Source organism: Mesorhizobium erdmanii (assembly GCF_013170725.1).
Taxonomy (GTDB): Bacteria; Pseudomonadota; Alphaproteobacteria; order Rhizobiales; family Rhizobiaceae; genus Mesorhizobium; species Mesorhizobium erdmanii.
The window spans coordinates 836020-850448 of sequence record NZ_CP033361.1 but is presented as its reverse complement, the minus strand read 5'-3'; the positions used below and the strand labels follow the sequence as shown (position 1 = coordinate 850448).

At 63.7% G+C, this 14429-nt stretch carries 15 protein-coding genes and 1 pseudogene; 7 read left to right on the top strand and 9 right to left on the bottom strand.

The features are described from left to right. The first annotated feature begins 174 nt into the window (after positions 1-174). Positions 175-1158: an iron exporter MbfA gene (gene mbfA / locus EB233_RS03980; RefSeq protein ID WP_064990867.1), complete on the top strand. Its 984-nt coding sequence runs from the start codon at positions 175-177 to the stop codon at positions 1156-1158. A gap of 20 nt (positions 1159-1178) precedes the next feature. On the opposite strand, the gene EB233_RS03975 is transcribed toward mbfA, so the two are convergent. Then, the gene (locus EB233_RS03975; RefSeq protein WP_027054916.1) at positions 1179-1523 is read right to left on the bottom strand and encodes an antibiotic biosynthesis monooxygenase family protein; all 345 of its coding nucleotides are present in this window, start codon (positions 1521-1523) and stop codon (positions 1179-1181) included. Then, entirely contained in the window at positions 1520-1852 is a 333-nt protein-coding gene (locus EB233_RS03970; protein WP_027054917.1) for an NIPSNAP family protein, read from the bottom strand. The genes EB233_RS03975 and EB233_RS03970 overlap by 4 nt, the downstream gene beginning before the upstream one ends. 172 nt (positions 1853-2024) lie before the next feature. On the opposite strand from EB233_RS03970, the gene EB233_RS03965 reads away from it, so the two are divergent. Then, positions 2025-2699, top strand: coding sequence for an ArsR/SmtB family transcription factor (locus EB233_RS03965; RefSeq protein WP_064990866.1), 675 nt, complete (start codon positions 2025-2027; stop codon positions 2697-2699). Between the two features lie 248 nt (positions 2700-2947). Beyond that, complete coding sequence (locus EB233_RS03960) at positions 2948-3874, top strand: IS110 family RNA-guided transposase (protein WP_064988762.1); 927 nt, start codon at positions 2948-2950, stop codon at positions 3872-3874. A 45-nt stretch (positions 3875-3919) separates the two neighbouring features. Here the strand turns inward: EB233_RS03960 and ligD are convergent, their stop codons facing one another. The 3 genes from ligD to EB233_RS03945 are packed head-to-tail and all read right to left on the bottom strand — an operon-like array spanning position 3920 to position 7597. Continuing rightward, entirely contained in the window at positions 3920-6418 is a 2499-nt protein-coding gene (gene ligD / locus EB233_RS03955) for a DNA ligase D (RefSeq protein ID WP_064990005.1), read from the bottom strand. A gap of 13 nt (positions 6419-6431) precedes the next feature. After that, the gene (gene ku, locus EB233_RS03950) at positions 6432-7301 is read right to left on the bottom strand and encodes a non-homologous end joining protein Ku (RefSeq protein ID WP_064990006.1); all 870 of its coding nucleotides are present in this window, start codon (positions 7299-7301) and stop codon (positions 6432-6434) included. Beyond that, positions 7268-7597, bottom strand: a complete 330-nt coding sequence (locus EB233_RS03945) for a hypothetical protein (RefSeq protein WP_155765364.1) — start codon at positions 7595-7597, stop codon at positions 7268-7270. Before EB233_RS03945 ends, ku begins: the two co-directional genes overlap by 34 nt. 95 nt (positions 7598-7692) lie before the next feature. Here EB233_RS03945 and EB233_RS03940 point away from each other — a divergent pair, with 95 nt between their 5' ends. The 4 genes from EB233_RS03940 (at position 7693) to EB233_RS03925 (ending at position 10374) form a co-directional block, all read left to right on the top strand. Continuing rightward, positions 7693-7833 (top strand): hypothetical protein, encoded by a 141-nt coding sequence (locus EB233_RS03940; RefSeq protein WP_013892047.1) that lies wholly within the window; start codon positions 7693-7695, stop codon positions 7831-7833. A 203-nt stretch (positions 7834-8036) separates the two neighbouring features. Next, on the top strand, positions 8037-8489 hold the full coding sequence (locus EB233_RS03935) for a thiol-disulfide oxidoreductase DCC family protein (RefSeq protein ID WP_064990671.1): 453 nt from the start codon (positions 8037-8039) through the stop codon (positions 8487-8489). 264 nt (positions 8490-8753) lie between these two features. Next, positions 8754-9122, top strand: a complete 369-nt coding sequence (locus EB233_RS03930; RefSeq protein ID WP_064990008.1) for a YciI family protein — start codon at positions 8754-8756, stop codon at positions 9120-9122. A 7-nt stretch (positions 9123-9129) separates the two neighbouring features. Further along, positions 9130-10374: an RNA polymerase sigma factor gene (locus EB233_RS03925; RefSeq protein ID WP_064990009.1), complete on the top strand. Its 1245-nt coding sequence runs from the start codon at positions 9130-9132 to the stop codon at positions 10372-10374. A gap of 3 nt (positions 10375-10377) precedes the next feature. Here EB233_RS03925 and EB233_RS03920 read toward each other — a convergent pair whose 3' ends face one another. From EB233_RS03920 to EB233_RS03905, 4 genes and pseudogenes are all read right to left on the bottom strand, one after another. Next, positions 10378-11013 (bottom strand): glutathione S-transferase family protein, encoded by a 636-nt coding sequence (locus EB233_RS03920; protein ID WP_027055566.1) that lies wholly within the window; start codon positions 11011-11013, stop codon positions 10378-10380. A gap of 122 nt (positions 11014-11135) precedes the next feature. After that, positions 11136-12116: a cysteine synthase A gene (gene cysK, locus EB233_RS03915; RefSeq protein ID WP_027055567.1), complete on the bottom strand. Its 981-nt coding sequence runs from the start codon at positions 12114-12116 to the stop codon at positions 11136-11138. Between the two features lie 215 nt (positions 12117-12331). After that, positions 12332-12949: a LysE family translocator gene (locus EB233_RS03910; RefSeq protein ID WP_064990010.1), complete on the bottom strand. Its 618-nt coding sequence runs from the start codon at positions 12947-12949 to the stop codon at positions 12332-12334. A gap of 111 nt (positions 12950-13060) precedes the next feature. Then, a pseudogene (locus tag EB233_RS03905) lies at positions 13061-14427 on the bottom strand (PQQ-dependent sugar dehydrogenase). Between the last annotated feature and the right edge of the window lie 2 nt (positions 14428-14429).

The window sequence follows — 14429 nt, the reverse complement described above, 5'->3', positions numbered from 1 at the left end:
GTTGGTCCTCGTTCTTGTCTTAGGTTCAGCTATATAGGGTAACCTTTGCCAATAATGAAGAGCTCGGACTGGAGGAATGCATCAACAATTCTTGACTCCGCGACCTCCAGTGCGGTTGACCAGGCGCACGCCAAACCCTAGTTTAGAACTATTCTAAACTAGGGTGATTTCCTCATGCTTTCCCGCGTTTTCGGCTTCGGCCGCCGCTCCTTCGACTCGCTTTCCGAACAGGAGATCCTGGCGCTTGCCATTTCGTCCGAGGAAGATGACGGGCGCATCTACCGCGCCTATGCCGATGGGCTGTCGGAAAACTTCCCGCAGTCGGCGAAAGTGTTCGAGGAGATGGCCGAGGAGGAGGACGGCCATCGCGACGTGCTGATCGAGCTCTTCCGCAAGCGGTTCGGCGAGCGCATCCCGCTGATCCGGCGCGAGCATGTGAAGGGTTATTATGAGCGCAAGCCCGATTGGCTGGTACGGCCGCTCGGCATCGAGCATGTGCGCAGCCAGGCCGAGGCGATGGAGCGGCAGGCCTATCTGTTCTACGTCGAGGCAGCAAAGCGCACCACCGATGCCTCGACGCGGAAACTTCTCGACGACCTCGCCATAGCCGAACAGGGTCACGAGACCCTGGCGCAGCGGCTGGAGCAGAAGCATGTGCCCGGCGACGTGAAGGATGAAGAGGCCGCCGCCGAGCAGCGCCAGTTCATCCTGACTTATGTGCAGCCGGGCCTGGCCGGCCTGATGGACGGTTCGGTGTCGACGCTGGCGCCGATCTTCGCCGCGGCCTTTGCCACGCATGACACCTGGCAGACCTTCCTGGTCGGGCTTGCCGCATCGATCGGCGCCGGCATCTCCATGGGTTTTACTGAAGTCGCTTCCGATGACGGCAAGCTCTCGGGCCGCGGCTCGCCGATAAAACGCGGCATCACCACCGGCGTCATGACATCAGCCGGCGGTCTGGGCCACGCATTGCCCTATCTCATTCCGCATTTCTGGACCGCGACAGCCGTTGCCGCTGTGGTGGTGTTCTTCGAATTGTGGGCCATCGCCTTCGTCCAGAACCGCTACATGCAGACGCCATTCCTGCGCGCCGCCTTCCAGGTGGTGCTGGGCGGTGCGCTGGTGTTCGCGGCCGGCGTGCTGATCGGGAATGCTTGAGCGCTGCCGCGCCAAGCCACTCACCCATTCACGGCCCGGCTGTCCGCTGGCGCCTCGTCCCGTTCCGTCAGCCCATAATCCCGCACCACATGGGCGATGCGAAGTCGATAGCCGGCAAAGATACCGCCGCGGCCGGCCTGTTGCGCCTGCCGATGGTCTTCGGTGTTGCGCCAGGCCTTCACCGCGTCCTCGTCGCGCCAGAACGACAGTGACAAGACGCGTTTCGGGTCGGCCAGGCTCTGAAAGCGTTCGATCGAGATGAAGCCGTCAATGCCGTCGAGCAAGGGACGCAGATTGGCGGCGATGCCGAGATAGGCATCGCGCTTGCCTGCCGCCGGTTCGACCTCGAAGATAACGGCGATCATAGCTTCACCAATGGCGCGTGCGGTCCAGAGACGTTCTTGAGAAACATGCGATCCTCCTTGACGATGAACCTTTCACGGCGGGCGAACTCATAGTTTGCCTTGCCGGCGGGGTCCGCGGCAAGCCGCGCCCGATAGGCTTCATAGGCGGCCAGGCTGTCGATGTTGTAGGCGGCGTAGGCCGTCGTCGCCGAGCCCTCATGGGGCGCGAAATAGCCGATCAGGTCGGCGCCGCAGCGCGGAATGGCCTGGCCCCAGTTGCGGGCATACTCCTCGAAGGCGGCCTTGCCGAACGGGTCGATCTCATAGCGGATGAAGCAGGTTATGGTCATGGTCGTCTCCTTGGGTTCTTGCATCGACGCTTCGAGCACGGTCGAAACGTCCTTCACTTCGATGTGCTAAGCAGTCTGGTGTCACGAGCCGTCGTCGCTTGCGTCGCCGGCTGCTTGAGCTGAAGCCAGAATAGTGGTTACCTGGCGAGAATGCTTCGATAAGGACCGAACTATGCGTGAAGGACCAGACATTGCCCGGATCGCCAGCCTGGTTGGCGATCCAGCCCGCGCCAACATGCTGAACGCGCTGATGGGCGGCACGGCCCTGACTGCGAGCGAACTGGCGCTGGAGGCCGGCGTCTCCTTGCCGACCGCTTCCTCGCATCTGTCGAAACTGATGGAGGGCGGGTTGCTGACCTTGGCCAGCCAGGGAAGGCATCGCTATTACGGTCTCGCCGGCCCGCAGGTCGCAGGCATGATCGAAGCCATCACCGGTGTCGCTGAAGCCGTTGGTCCCAAGCGCGTGCGGCCGGGCCCGCGCGATGGCGCGATGCGCGTGGCACGCGTTTGCTACGATCATCTCGCCGGCGAACAGGCGGTGGCGATGCTCGACCGCCTCGTCGATAAAAACATATTGGTCCGCAACGACAACGAGATCAGGCTCGGACCATCGGCGGCGTCGCATTTCGCGGCGATCGGCATCGATGTCTACACCAGGCCACGCCGGCCGGTGTGCCGCGCCTGCCTCGACTGGAGCGTGCGCCGCTCGCACCTCGCCGGCACGCTGGGCGCCGCCATCCTCGACAAGATTCTCCTGGAAAAATGGGCGCGCCGCGAAAAGGACAGCCGCGCGGTGGTGTTTTCGCCGCCGGGCAAGCAGGCGTTCGAAAGGGTATTTTTGAGCTGAGGTGCGGGCCTGACAGCTTCGTCATCCCAGGGCGGAGCAGCCGCGAAGCGGCGTCGCGGAGACCCTGGGATCCTGTGTGTTTGTTCAGTGTTATGGTCGAAGTGGGAAGGAAACCGAAGGGATCCTGGTCGCCCATTTCTGGACAGGCCGTGGCATGGCTCGGTTCCTTCCCACCGGTGAACCATCAACCTGAACAGTTGCACGGGGCTGTTAGCTGCAGACCCCGCACCACAGGAAGAGGCGTGGACATGATAATGCAGAACTATGTCGGCTGCGACATCTCCAAGCAGTGGCTCGATTTTTTTGATGAGGCAAGCGGTCGTTGTCAGCGCATAGACAACCATGCCGATGCGATAGCTGCTCATGTGGCAGGCCTTCACCCCGGCCAGGATTTTGTGGTCATGGAAGCGACAGGCGTCCATGACCGGCTGCTGCGCCATGCCCTGGCCAAGGCAGGTGTGGCGTTCTCGCGGCACAACCCGACACACACCCACAATTATGCGAAGTCGACGGCGCGACGCGCCAAGACCGATCCTCTCGACGCCAGGATGCTGAGCGGCTATGGCCGCCGCTATCACCCTGAAGCCGAGCCGGCGCCGCGTGAGGAAGACGAACATCTTCAATCGCTTGCCCGCTACCGCGATCAGCTGGTCGATACCAGGGCAAACTTGAAGAAGCAGCTCAGTGAGGCTTTTGATGAGATCGTCATCGCCGGGTTCGAAGAGATGATCACTGACTTCAACACACGCATCAAGGCGCTCGAGGCCCGGATCGCACAAGTCATTCGTCAGAACGAGGGCACTGCCCGCGACAACGCTCTGATGGTCTCCGTGCCCGGGGTCTCCAAGGTCACCGCGCTCTCGCTCCTGGCGCTCCTGCCCGAGCTCGGCCAGCGCTCACCCAAGTCGATCGCCGCACTCGTCGGCCTTGCCCCGTTCGACAACAAGAGCGGCAAGCTCAGGCGCAGGAGCCAAATCCAGGGTGGCCGAGCACGCGTGCGCCGCGCCCTCTACATGGCAGCTCTCGGCGCTATTCGAGCCTGTGACCGGTTCAAAGCGTTCTACAGCACCATCGCTGCACGATCCGGCTCCAAGAAACTCGCCATCATCGCCGTCGCCAGGAAGCTTCTCGTCGTCCTCAACGCTATCATCCGAGATCAAAAAGCTTTCGCTTGAACACAGTTGCCACGCCGCGACCTCCGAGGACGAAGTCGATTAGGCTCACCCCCGCTTCAACACCTTCCCCGCCTCGAAAAACCCCTTCCACGGATCGGCTTCCGACAGCTTGGCCAGCGTCGTCTTGTCCCCGATCGGAAATGCGTTCGGTGCCAGGCCGGCCTCGATCTCGGTCCAGGTCACTGGCATCGATACCGTCGCCCCCTTCTTGGCCCGCGACGAATAGGGCGCGACCGTGGTCGAGCCCCGGCCATTGCGCAGATAGTCGACGAAGATCTTTCCGGTGCGCGCCTTTTTCGACAACGTCGCCGTGTAGCGGTCGGGGGCACCCTGCTCCAGCGCCTTGGCAAAATCATGGGCGAAGGTCTTTACCGCCTCCCAATCCGCCGACGGCTTCAGCGGCACCAGCACGTGATAGCCCTTTCCGCCTGATGTCTTGACGAAGTTAGGCAGCGACAATTCGTCGAGCTTGCCCCTGATGTCGAGCGCCGCTTCGCGCACCGCTTTCACATCGACGCCTTCATCGGGGTCGAGGTCGAAGATGATCTGGTCCGGCTGTTCGAGCTTGTCTATCATGCAGCCCCAGATGTGGATCTCGACCACGCCATATTGAACGAGCGCCGCGACACCGTCGAAATCCCGGATGAACAGGATCTCCTCGCCGTCCGTCGGGTCCTTCATCCGGGCAATCTTGTCGCTCATGCCGGCCGAGGCGTGTTTCTGGAAGAAACGCGGGCCACCGACGCCGTCCGGCGCGCGCACCAGGCTGAGCGGCCGGTTGACGACGAACTGCTCCATGCGCGGCCAGACCCGCGCGTAATGGTCGAGCAGGCCCTGCTTGGAAATCTTTTCCTCGGGCCACAGCAGCTTGTCGGGATGGGAGAGTTTGACGCTGGTCGTCATCGTCCCGGCGGATGTACCGGTGTCGCTTGAGGCCGGCCTTGCCTTGGCTGTCGCTGCCTTGGGCTTTTCCTGCACAACGTCCTCCGCCGGCTTGTCCTCGCGCAGCCCCTGGAACGAGGCATGGCGTATTATACGGTCCGATGTCCAGCTGCGGAACTCCACTTCGCCGACAAGCTGCGGCTTCACCCAGACCAGCCCCTTTCCCTTGGGCACGGCCGCGTCGAAGGGCGAAGCCGCCGCCTTCAGCGCATCGAGCCTCTTCTTGAGTTCGTTGGCGCCCTTGGCTGAGAAGCCGGTGCCGACTCGCCCGGCATAGTGAAGTTTGCCGGCTTCGTAATAGCCGACAAGCAGCGAGCGCAGGCCACGCCCGGTCTTGTCAGATGGCAGATAGCCGCCGATGACGAATTCCTGCCGCGCCGTGCATTTCGACTTGACCCATGTTGGGCCGCGCCCGCTGCGATAAGGCGCATCGGCGCGTTTGGAGACGACGCCTTCCAGCCCCATGCGGCAGGCATGCTCCAGCATAATCTTGCCGGGGTCAAAGAAGTGGTCGGAGAAACGCACCGCCGCATTCTCCGGCTGTTTGCCCAGCAGATCCTGCAAGGCCTGCTTGCGCTCCACCAGGGGTTCGCGGCGCAGATCCTTGCCGTCAAGGCGCATGAGGTCAAAGACATAGTAGATGAATCGGTTGGTGCGGTTGGCAGACAGGTCCTGCTGCAGCAGGGAGAAAGACGAAACGCCGCTGTCGGCCAGCACGACGATCTCGCCGTCGACGATGGCATCGCTGCATTTCAACGCTGCCAGTTCCGCGACGATCTCGCCGCCGAATTTCTCCGTCCAGTCGAGGCCGGTGCGGGTCAAAAGCCGCACATCGGTGCCTGCTATCTGCGCCTGCATGCGATAGCCGTCGAACTTCACCTCGTGTAGCCAGTCCTCGCCCGAGGGCGCATCCCGCTCCAGCGTCGCGAGCTGCGGTTCTATGAAGTCGAGGCGCTTGCCGGGCTTCGCCTTGCCGGCCGCCGGCTTGTTGGAGTGCCAGACATCAGGCTTGTGGCCCTTGGCCGCCTTGCCCTCGCCGACCTCTTCGATGGTCAGCCCGGACTTCACCGATTGCGGCGCCTCCTTGAGAATATCCTCGCCAGGGCGCGCCGCCGCATCGTCCGACTTGATCAGCAGCCAGTTGTCGCGCTTTTCGCCCGGGCGGGGTTTCAGCCGCACCAGATGCCACAGCCCGTGCAGCTTGTGGCCCTTGAGCTCGAAGCTGATATGGCCCTTCTTCATCGCCTTGGCCGGGTCGGTTTCAGGAACCCACGTGCCCTCGTCCCAGACGATGACCGAGCCGCCGCCATATTCGCCCTTCGGAATCGTGCCCTCGAACGGCGCGTAGTCGATCGGATGATCCTCGACATGGACGGCCAGCCGCTTTTCATGCGGATCGAGGCTGGGCCCTCGCGTCACCGCCCAGCTCCACAGCACGCCGCCATGCTCGAGGCGGAGGTCGTAATGCAGCCTTGTCGCCGCGTGTTTGTGGATGACGAAGATGCCGCCCGCGTCGCTTTTCCCGGTCCGCGAAACCTTGCCGGCCGGCTCGGACGTCTTCTTGAAATCGCGCTTGGCGTGATATTGTTCGAGGCCGGCCATTGCTTGGGTGTCCTCAGGCGGATTTGCGTTTCGGCGCGGCGGCTTTCGGCTTGGTGCGTTTGGTCGCCGTTTTGGATTTCGCTGACGACGACTTCGTCGGCTTCGCATCCGACGACAGGCTCTTCTTCAGCGCGTCGAACAGATTGACGACGTTGGAAGGCTTGGGCGGCGCCTTGGCTTTCGGCGCATTGTGCCCCGCCTTCTTCGCCCGGATCAGCTCCAGCAGCGCGTCTTCATATTTGTCGTCGAACTTCGACGGATCGAATTTCGCTTTCTTCTTGTCGATGATCAGCTCGGCCAGATCGGTCATTTCCTGGTCGGTCTTCACCGCCTTGATCTCACCGAAGACGCTGTCCGGCTGGCGCACCGTGTTGTCGTAGCGCAGCGTCGTCAGCACCATGCCCTTGCCAAGCGGCTCGATCACCACGGGCCGTTCTCGATTGTAGAGCACGATGCGCGCCAGCCCGGCCATCTTCTTGCCCGCCATCGCATCGCGGATGACGGCGAAAGCCTCCTCCGAAACCTTGTCGGCCGGCGCGACATAATAGGGCGTATCAAGATAGATCTGCTGGATCGAGGCTTTGTCGACGAAACCGTCGAGGCTCATCGTGTGCGAGGATTCGATCTGCACCGCCTCGATCTCGTCCTCCTCGATACGGACGAAATCGCCGTCGTCGAGCTCATAGCCCTTGATCTCGTCGCCATCGCCCAACGGCTTGCCGGTCTCGGCGTCGACATAGATGCGCTTCACCGTGTTGCCGGTCTTGCGGTTCAGCACCCGGAACGAAACCTTTTCGGTATGGGTGACGACATTGGTCAACTCGACCGCGCAAGTGACCAGCGACAGCTTCAGATAACCCTTCCAGGCTGGGCGCGGCGCCATGGCAATTTTCCTTCGGCAATCAGAATGAAGATGAGAACGGCCAGGGCCAGCTCCAGTTCCGCCTGCGCCGAACAATAGGCAAGTCTTGGCGCGCCTGTCTTGGCGCGCCCGAGCCATTTGGCGGTCGGAACGGAAATTCGCTCGCTGGCCATAAATTGAAACAGAAGCGCGCGCGGGCGACGTTCAAACGAAACATATGTGATGCAAAAGTCACACTGGATGGAATGGCGACAAAAGGCTTGGAAAGACCCCGAATCAGCCGCATTCCGGCCACGAAGCAACGGGTTTTCGACCAAAAATTAACATCGCGTTCACCGACTATTCACGCCTCGTTGCTATCATTCTCGCAATTCGGAAGGGACATCCGAAAATCGGGACAGGGACAGGGTAAATGAACTTCCTTACGCACCTCATCGGCTATGCCGCCGCCATCCGCGAATTCGTCGCGCCGACCTATCGGCCCGAGCGCTATTACATGCGCGGCCCCGGCCCGGCCTGCGCCCGTCGCGGCACCTCGCTGGGCGCGCACTGACCATGACATTCGAAAGCCGCCACAACAGCCGCATCTGCAGGCCGGGCGCCAACACCCGTGCCACGACTTATCGTTCCGAGCGTCCGGCTCTGGGCGACAGGCGGCGTGCGACAACGCCACGTCTTTGATCCTGCCTCCGGCTGGCCTAGTGTCCCAGGACACGAGCAGCCGAGGCCCGCGTGACCGACCTTTCCCAGTCTAGTCTGTCCCACGCAGGTCCGACCAAGCTCAGTCCTCCCGCTGAAACGTCCCTCGATGCGAGCCATCCGCTGATCGTCTTCGACGGCGTCTGCGTGCTGTGCTCCGGTTTCGTGCGCATGGTGGTAAGGCTCGACCGCCACCGCCGTTTCCGCTTCGCCACCGCGCAATCGCCCTTCGGCGAGGCGCTGTTCAGGAAGCATGGGCTGCGCACGGATGCTTACGAAACCAATTTGGTCTTGATCGATGGCGTCGCCTTCACGATGCTCGACAGCCTTGTCGCCGTCATGTCGGAACTTGGCTGGCCGTGGCGCGCGGTGAAGGCGCTGTTGCTTCTGCCGCGCCCGCTGCGCGACTGGCTGTATCATCGCATCGCCAGAAACCGCTACGCCTTGTTCGGCAGGAAGGACAGCTGCGGGATTCCATCGGCCGCGCTAAGAGGACGCTTCCTTGGCTAGGTATTCCGTCCCGGCATTTGATGGGTTGGGTCGAACCGGAGGCGCTTAGGCTCTTTTGCGGGCAGCCGACGTGCATGCGCTGAAGGGCTTCCGCGATTGGCGCAGCGGCCGCGTCTTCCGGGCATGTCGATGGTGGCGAAGGCTTGCACCTTGCCCGATGAGGGCCGAAAGATTTCTCGCAGCACATGTCGAAATCGGTCGCCGCCGCGCGACATACGTCTGGCCCCGCAAGGACGCGGCCCTCGAAACCACGGGAGAAGACCCATGCGATACATGCTTTTGATCAACGGTGACGAAGCCGCGCTGGCGAAAACGCCGGTCGAGAAAACCCAGCAGATGAGCGCCGCCTATGCCGCCTATACCGAGGCGTTGAAAAAGTCCGGCGCGTGGCTGGCCGGTGAAAGGCTGCGCCCGACCCAGGCGACCACCTCGGTGCGGATCGCCGACGGCAAGACCAACGTGATCGACGGCCCCTATGCAGACACCAAGGAGCAGCTTGCCGGCTTCTACATGATCGAGGCGGCCGACATCGATACCGCCATCGAATGGGCGGCGCGCTGTCCGGCGGCCAGCACTGGCACGGTCGAGTTGCGGCCGATCTGGGAAATGGCCGACTACATGCCCAAGAAATGAGCTTGTGATGGACAGTCGTCCGGAGATCGCGCGGGCGGCCGCCGAGGCCGCTGCCCGGCAGAGCTACGGCAAGCTGGTCGCCTGGCTGGCGGCGCGCACGCGCGACGTCGCCGCCGCCGAGGACGCGCTGGCCGACGCCTTTGCCGCGGCGCTCGAGCGCTGGCCGAAGTCGGGCGTGCCGGAAAAGCCGGAAGCCTGGTTGCTGGCCGTGGCGCGGCGACGACGCGTCGACGCGGTGCGGCGCCGGCTCACCCGGGAGGCCGCCCGCGATCATCTCCAGTTGATCGCCGAAGAGGTGGAGGCGCGCATGACGGACCAGGACCTGCCCGACGAACGCTTGCGGTTGATGTTTGCCTGCGCGCATCCAGCGATCGAGCCGGGTGTGCGCGCACCGTTGATCCTGCAGACCATCCTCGGCTTCGATGCCGCCACGATCGCTTCCGCCTTCCTGGTTTCACCGGCAACGATGGGCCAGAGGCTGGTGCGCGCCAAGGCCCGGATCCGCGAAACCGGCATCCCATTCCGCGTGCCGGAGCGGGCCGAACTGGGCGACCGGCTCGATGCCGTGCTTGAGGCGATCTACGCCGCTTTCGCCGAAGGCTGGTCGGACCCGGCCGGCACCGAGACCAGGGCGCGCAACCTTGCCACCGAAGGCATCTGGCTTGGCCGCCTGGTGGTGACGCTGATGCCGCAAGAGCCGGAAGCGCTTGGCCTGCTGGCACTGATGCTGTTCGCCGAAGCGCGCCGGGCCGCGCGGCGCAGCGCCGAAGGCGAGTTCGTGCCGCTGGCCGAACAGGATTGCGACCTGTGGGACCGCGCCCTCATCGATGAGGCGGAGGCGCTTCTGTCCCATGCGGCGGTGAGCGGCGTCGTCGGCCGCTACCAGCTCGAGGCGGCCGTCCAGTCGGCGCATGCGGCGCGACGGCTGACCGGCCGTACCGACTGGGTGGCGATCCGCGCGCTCTACGACGCATTGTTTTCGATCGCCGGATCGCCGGTGGTGGCGATCAACCGTGCCGTGGCGCTGGCAGAAATGGAGGGCGCCATGGCCGGGCTGGCGGCGCTTTACGTGCTGGGCGACGACAAGCGGCTCGATGAGTATCAGCCCTATTGGGCGGCGCGCGCCGGTCTCCTGGGCAGGCTCGGCCAGGTGCCGCAGGCAAGCGAGGCCTATGATCGCGCCATCGGCCTCGAGCGCGATCCGGCGGTGCGCCGGTTCCTGCAGGGAAAAAGGGCAGCGCTGCGCAACTGACCTTCAGGGCAACGAGCCCGGCCACATCTCGTGGGAAGTGTTGAGCGTCTTCATCAACGGATGGCCGCGCAGCTTGGCCCAGAGCCGTTCAATGTTTGGCCATGCTGTCCGCGCGTGTTCGATGTCGGGATGCCAGGCCACCAGCATGACGAGATAGATGTCGGCCAGCGACATTGCTTCGCCAACCAGCCAGTCACGGCCTTTGAGAGCGGCGTCGACGACGGCGAAGCCACGGTCCATCTCGGCGACTGCCGCCTGCTTGACGGCCTTCGTGCCGTCGGCGTCGGCCGTGTAGCGATGGGCGTAGTAGAGCCGCAGGATCGCCGGGTAGAGCACCGACGACATAAAGGCCATCCAGCGCAGGAACTCCGCGCGGGCCGGCGCGCCAACCGCCGGCGCAAGGCCGGCGTCGGGATGGCGCTCGGCAAGCAGGATGCAGATCGCCGCCGATTCGGTGATCGAGCGTCCGTCCGGCAAGGTCAGCACCGGCACCTGGTTCAGCGGGCTGATGTCGAGGAAGGCCGGATCGGGCCGATCGGTCTTCGGCACGTCGATCTGCTCGAACGGCACATTCGCCAGCGCCAGGGCGGCCTCGACAACGAAGCCGCCGCTGCCGGGACGGGTATAGAGCTTGTACATCGAATTTTCCCCCGGCCCGGACTAAGAGGGCCGGAAGCGATATGAACCGGAAGCAGTCCGCTGCTCAAGCCGGTGGCGGGCGCCACCGGCGGTTTTTCAGCGGGCCAGCAAGAAGCGGCCGCTTACGCGCCGAGCCCTTCGAACAGGATCGTCGACAGATAGCGTTCGGCAAAGGACGGGATGACCACGACCAGGGTCTTGCCCTTGTTCTCCGGCCGCGAGCCGACGACGATTGCCGCCTGCAGGGCCGCACCCGACGAGATGCCGACCGGCACGCCTTCGAGCCGGGCGACGAGGCGGGCATTGGCGACCGAATCCTCGTTGGAAACCTTGACGATCTCGTCATAGATCGTGGTGTCGAGGATCTTTGGCGCGAACCCGGCGCCAATGCCCTGGATCTTGTGCGGGCCGGGCTGGCCACCCGACAGCACCGGCGAAGCCTCCGGCTCGACCGCGACGACCTGCACGGAGGGCTTGCGCTTCTTCAGCACCTGGCCGACGCCGGTAATGGTGCCGCCGGTGCCGATGCCGGCAACGAAGATGTCGACTTCGCCCTGCGTGTCGTTCCAGATCTCCTCGGCCGTCGTCGTACGGTGGATTTCCGGATTGGCGGGGTTTTCGAATTGCTGCGGGATGATGGCGTTGGGGATCGTCGCGGCCAGTTCGTCGGCCTTGGCGATGGCGCCCTTCATGCCTTTCGGCCCTTCGGTCAGCACCAGCTCGGCGCCGAGCAGCGCCAGCATCTTTCTGCGCTCGACCGACATCGTCTCCGGCATGGTCAGGATCAGCTTGTAGCCTTTGGCGGCGGCGGCGAAGGCCAGCGCGATGCCGGTATTGCCCGAGGTCGGTTCGACCAGCGTCGTCTTGCCGGGCGAAATCTTGCCGGCGGCCTCCAGCGCCTCGATCATCGCCACGCCGATGCGGTCCTTGACCGAGGCGATCGGGTTGAAGAATTCGAGCTTGGCCACGAGATTGGCGACAATGCCTTTCTCCTTGGCGAACTTGTCGAGCCGTACCAGGGGCGTGTCGCCGATCGTGTCGGTGATGGAATTGTAGATACGGCCGCGGCCGGGGACGCGGGCGGAGGTGACGGGCTTGTTCATTGGCTTCGCTCCCAGAATTTCAGGCAAGTGAGAATTTCAGGCAAGTGGAGGATTTCAGGCAACTGGCATTCCTGCCGGCAAGATAGGGCTTTCAGCGGCGCAACATAAGCTGTCGTTCGAAAATATCCGAGTGAGGCCCGTGTCATAAACAGCCTTGCCCCGGAAAGGCATTTCACTGGAACGCAAATATCAGGAATGTTTTGGCGAGAGGGGCGTTATTGCCGGGCGGCAATCGCCGCCGCCGCGCCAACCATGAACGTGGCCGCCGTGCGGTTCAGCAGCTTCAGCGCGCGTGGCGATTTCAGGAACCAGCGCGCCTTGGCGGCGAGCGCCAGGTAAGGCACCAGCACGACGAACAGCACGACCACCGTCAGCGCGGCGAGAATGCCGTAGTCGGCCAGCGTGATGGTCTTCAGGTCGACGATGGTCGGCGTGATGGCGAGGTAGAAGATCATCGTCTTCGGATTGCCGAGCGTGACGGTCAGGCCGGCGAGGAAACTCGATGCCAGCCCGCCCTTGCCCTTCCGCGCTTCGACGGTCTCCGGCGTGATGCCAGCGGTCCAGAAACGCCAGCCGAGGAAAGCGAGATAGGCAACGCCCAGCCATTTTATGGCGAGGAAAACCATGCCGAAGGTCTGCGCGACGAAGGCGAGGCCGAGCACCACGGCGGTCAGGTAGGTGAGGTCGCCCAGCATCAGGCCGAAGGACATAGCCAGCGACGAGCGAAAGCCCGAGCCGAGCGCCCGCGCGACAAGCGCGGTGACGCCCGGGCCGGGAATGGCGGCGGCGATGCCAAGGGCGGCACTGTAGGCGAGAAAGCCGGTGAGGGTCATGATCGAACCTTGCGTCCGTTGAACGCCATTGTGACGGCGGCTTGTCGCACAATGGCAGGCTCGCGGATATTCCCTGTAACCGGAATTCGATTGCACCACGCCGAAATGCGGTCAGGACCGCCCGCCGTCATAGGTCACCCGCCAGATGGTGCCGTTGCCATCCTCGGTCACGATCAGCGCGCCGTCGGCCGCCATCGTGACACCCACCGGGCGGCCCCACACCTCGCCATTGGAGACGACGAAGCCGGTCATGAAATCCTCGTATTCGCCGGTCGGCTTGCCATCCTTGAACTTGAGCCGGACGACCTTGTACCCAGTCCTGTTGCCGCGATTCCACGAACCGTGCAGGCCACGAAAGCATCGCCTTGGTATTGCTTGGGAAAACTGCTGTCGGCGGGCAAATCCTTACCGTCGTAGAAGGCGATGTTGAGCGGCGCCGAATGCGCCTGCATCAGCACATCGGGGATGGTTGCCTTGCCGGCGAGATCGGGGCGCGCGTCCTTGTGGCGCGGGTCCTCATTGTTGCCGATATAATACCAGGGCCAGCCGTAGAAGGCGCCTTCCTTGACTGAGGTGGCGTATTCGAAGGGCACATTGTCGCCGAGCGCGTCGCGCTCGTTGACGACGCACCATAGCGCCCCGGTCGCCGGCTGGATGGTCATGCCCGAACAGTTGCGCAGGCCGGTGGCGACGATGCGGCCGTTCTTGCCGTCCGGGTCGAAGGCCTGCACGTCGGCGCGGCCGTTCTCGGAGCCCCAAGCAGCACCCAGCGGCTTCGCCTTCACCCATGCTTCGAGGCCGCCCTTCGGCGCCTTGCCCATGTCCTCGGCGGCATTCGAGCCGGAGCCGACGGACAGATAGAGCGTCTTGCCGTCAGGCGAAAAGACGATGTCGCGCGTCCAGTGATGGTTCGAGGGAATGTTGTCGACGATGGTTTGGGGTTCGCCCGATGCCTTCAACGCGCCATTGCGGTAGGCGAAGCGCACGATGCTGTCGCTGTTGGCGACATAGACCCATTGCGGGTCGTTGCCTGGGGGATAGAAGGCAATGCCATAGGGCTGGTTGAGATTGCCGGCGAAAATACCTTGCTCGCTAGGCTTGGCGCTGCCCTTGGCCAGGCGGTAGACGCGGATCTGGTTGGCTTCGCTATCGGCGACGAACAGGTCGCCGTTGGGTGCTACGCGCACGACGCGCGGATTGTCGATGCCGGACGCGACCAGCTCGGCCGAAAAGCCAGGCGGCAATTGCGGCTTCGCGTCTGCCGGCATGTCGGCAACGCCGGCGCTGTTCGAGGCCGATTTGGTGACAAAAGGCCTTGGCAGGTCTTCCGGCCTGATCAGCCGGCGCACCCCAGGTTTGTCGGCGCGCCAGTCGCCGAAAGCGGCCGCGCCCTTCAGCACCGGCTGGTCCGCCTGCTGGGCGAATGCCGCCGAGGTGACAAAGAGTGCGGGAAGCACCAGCCCGGCCAATCGGATCATCT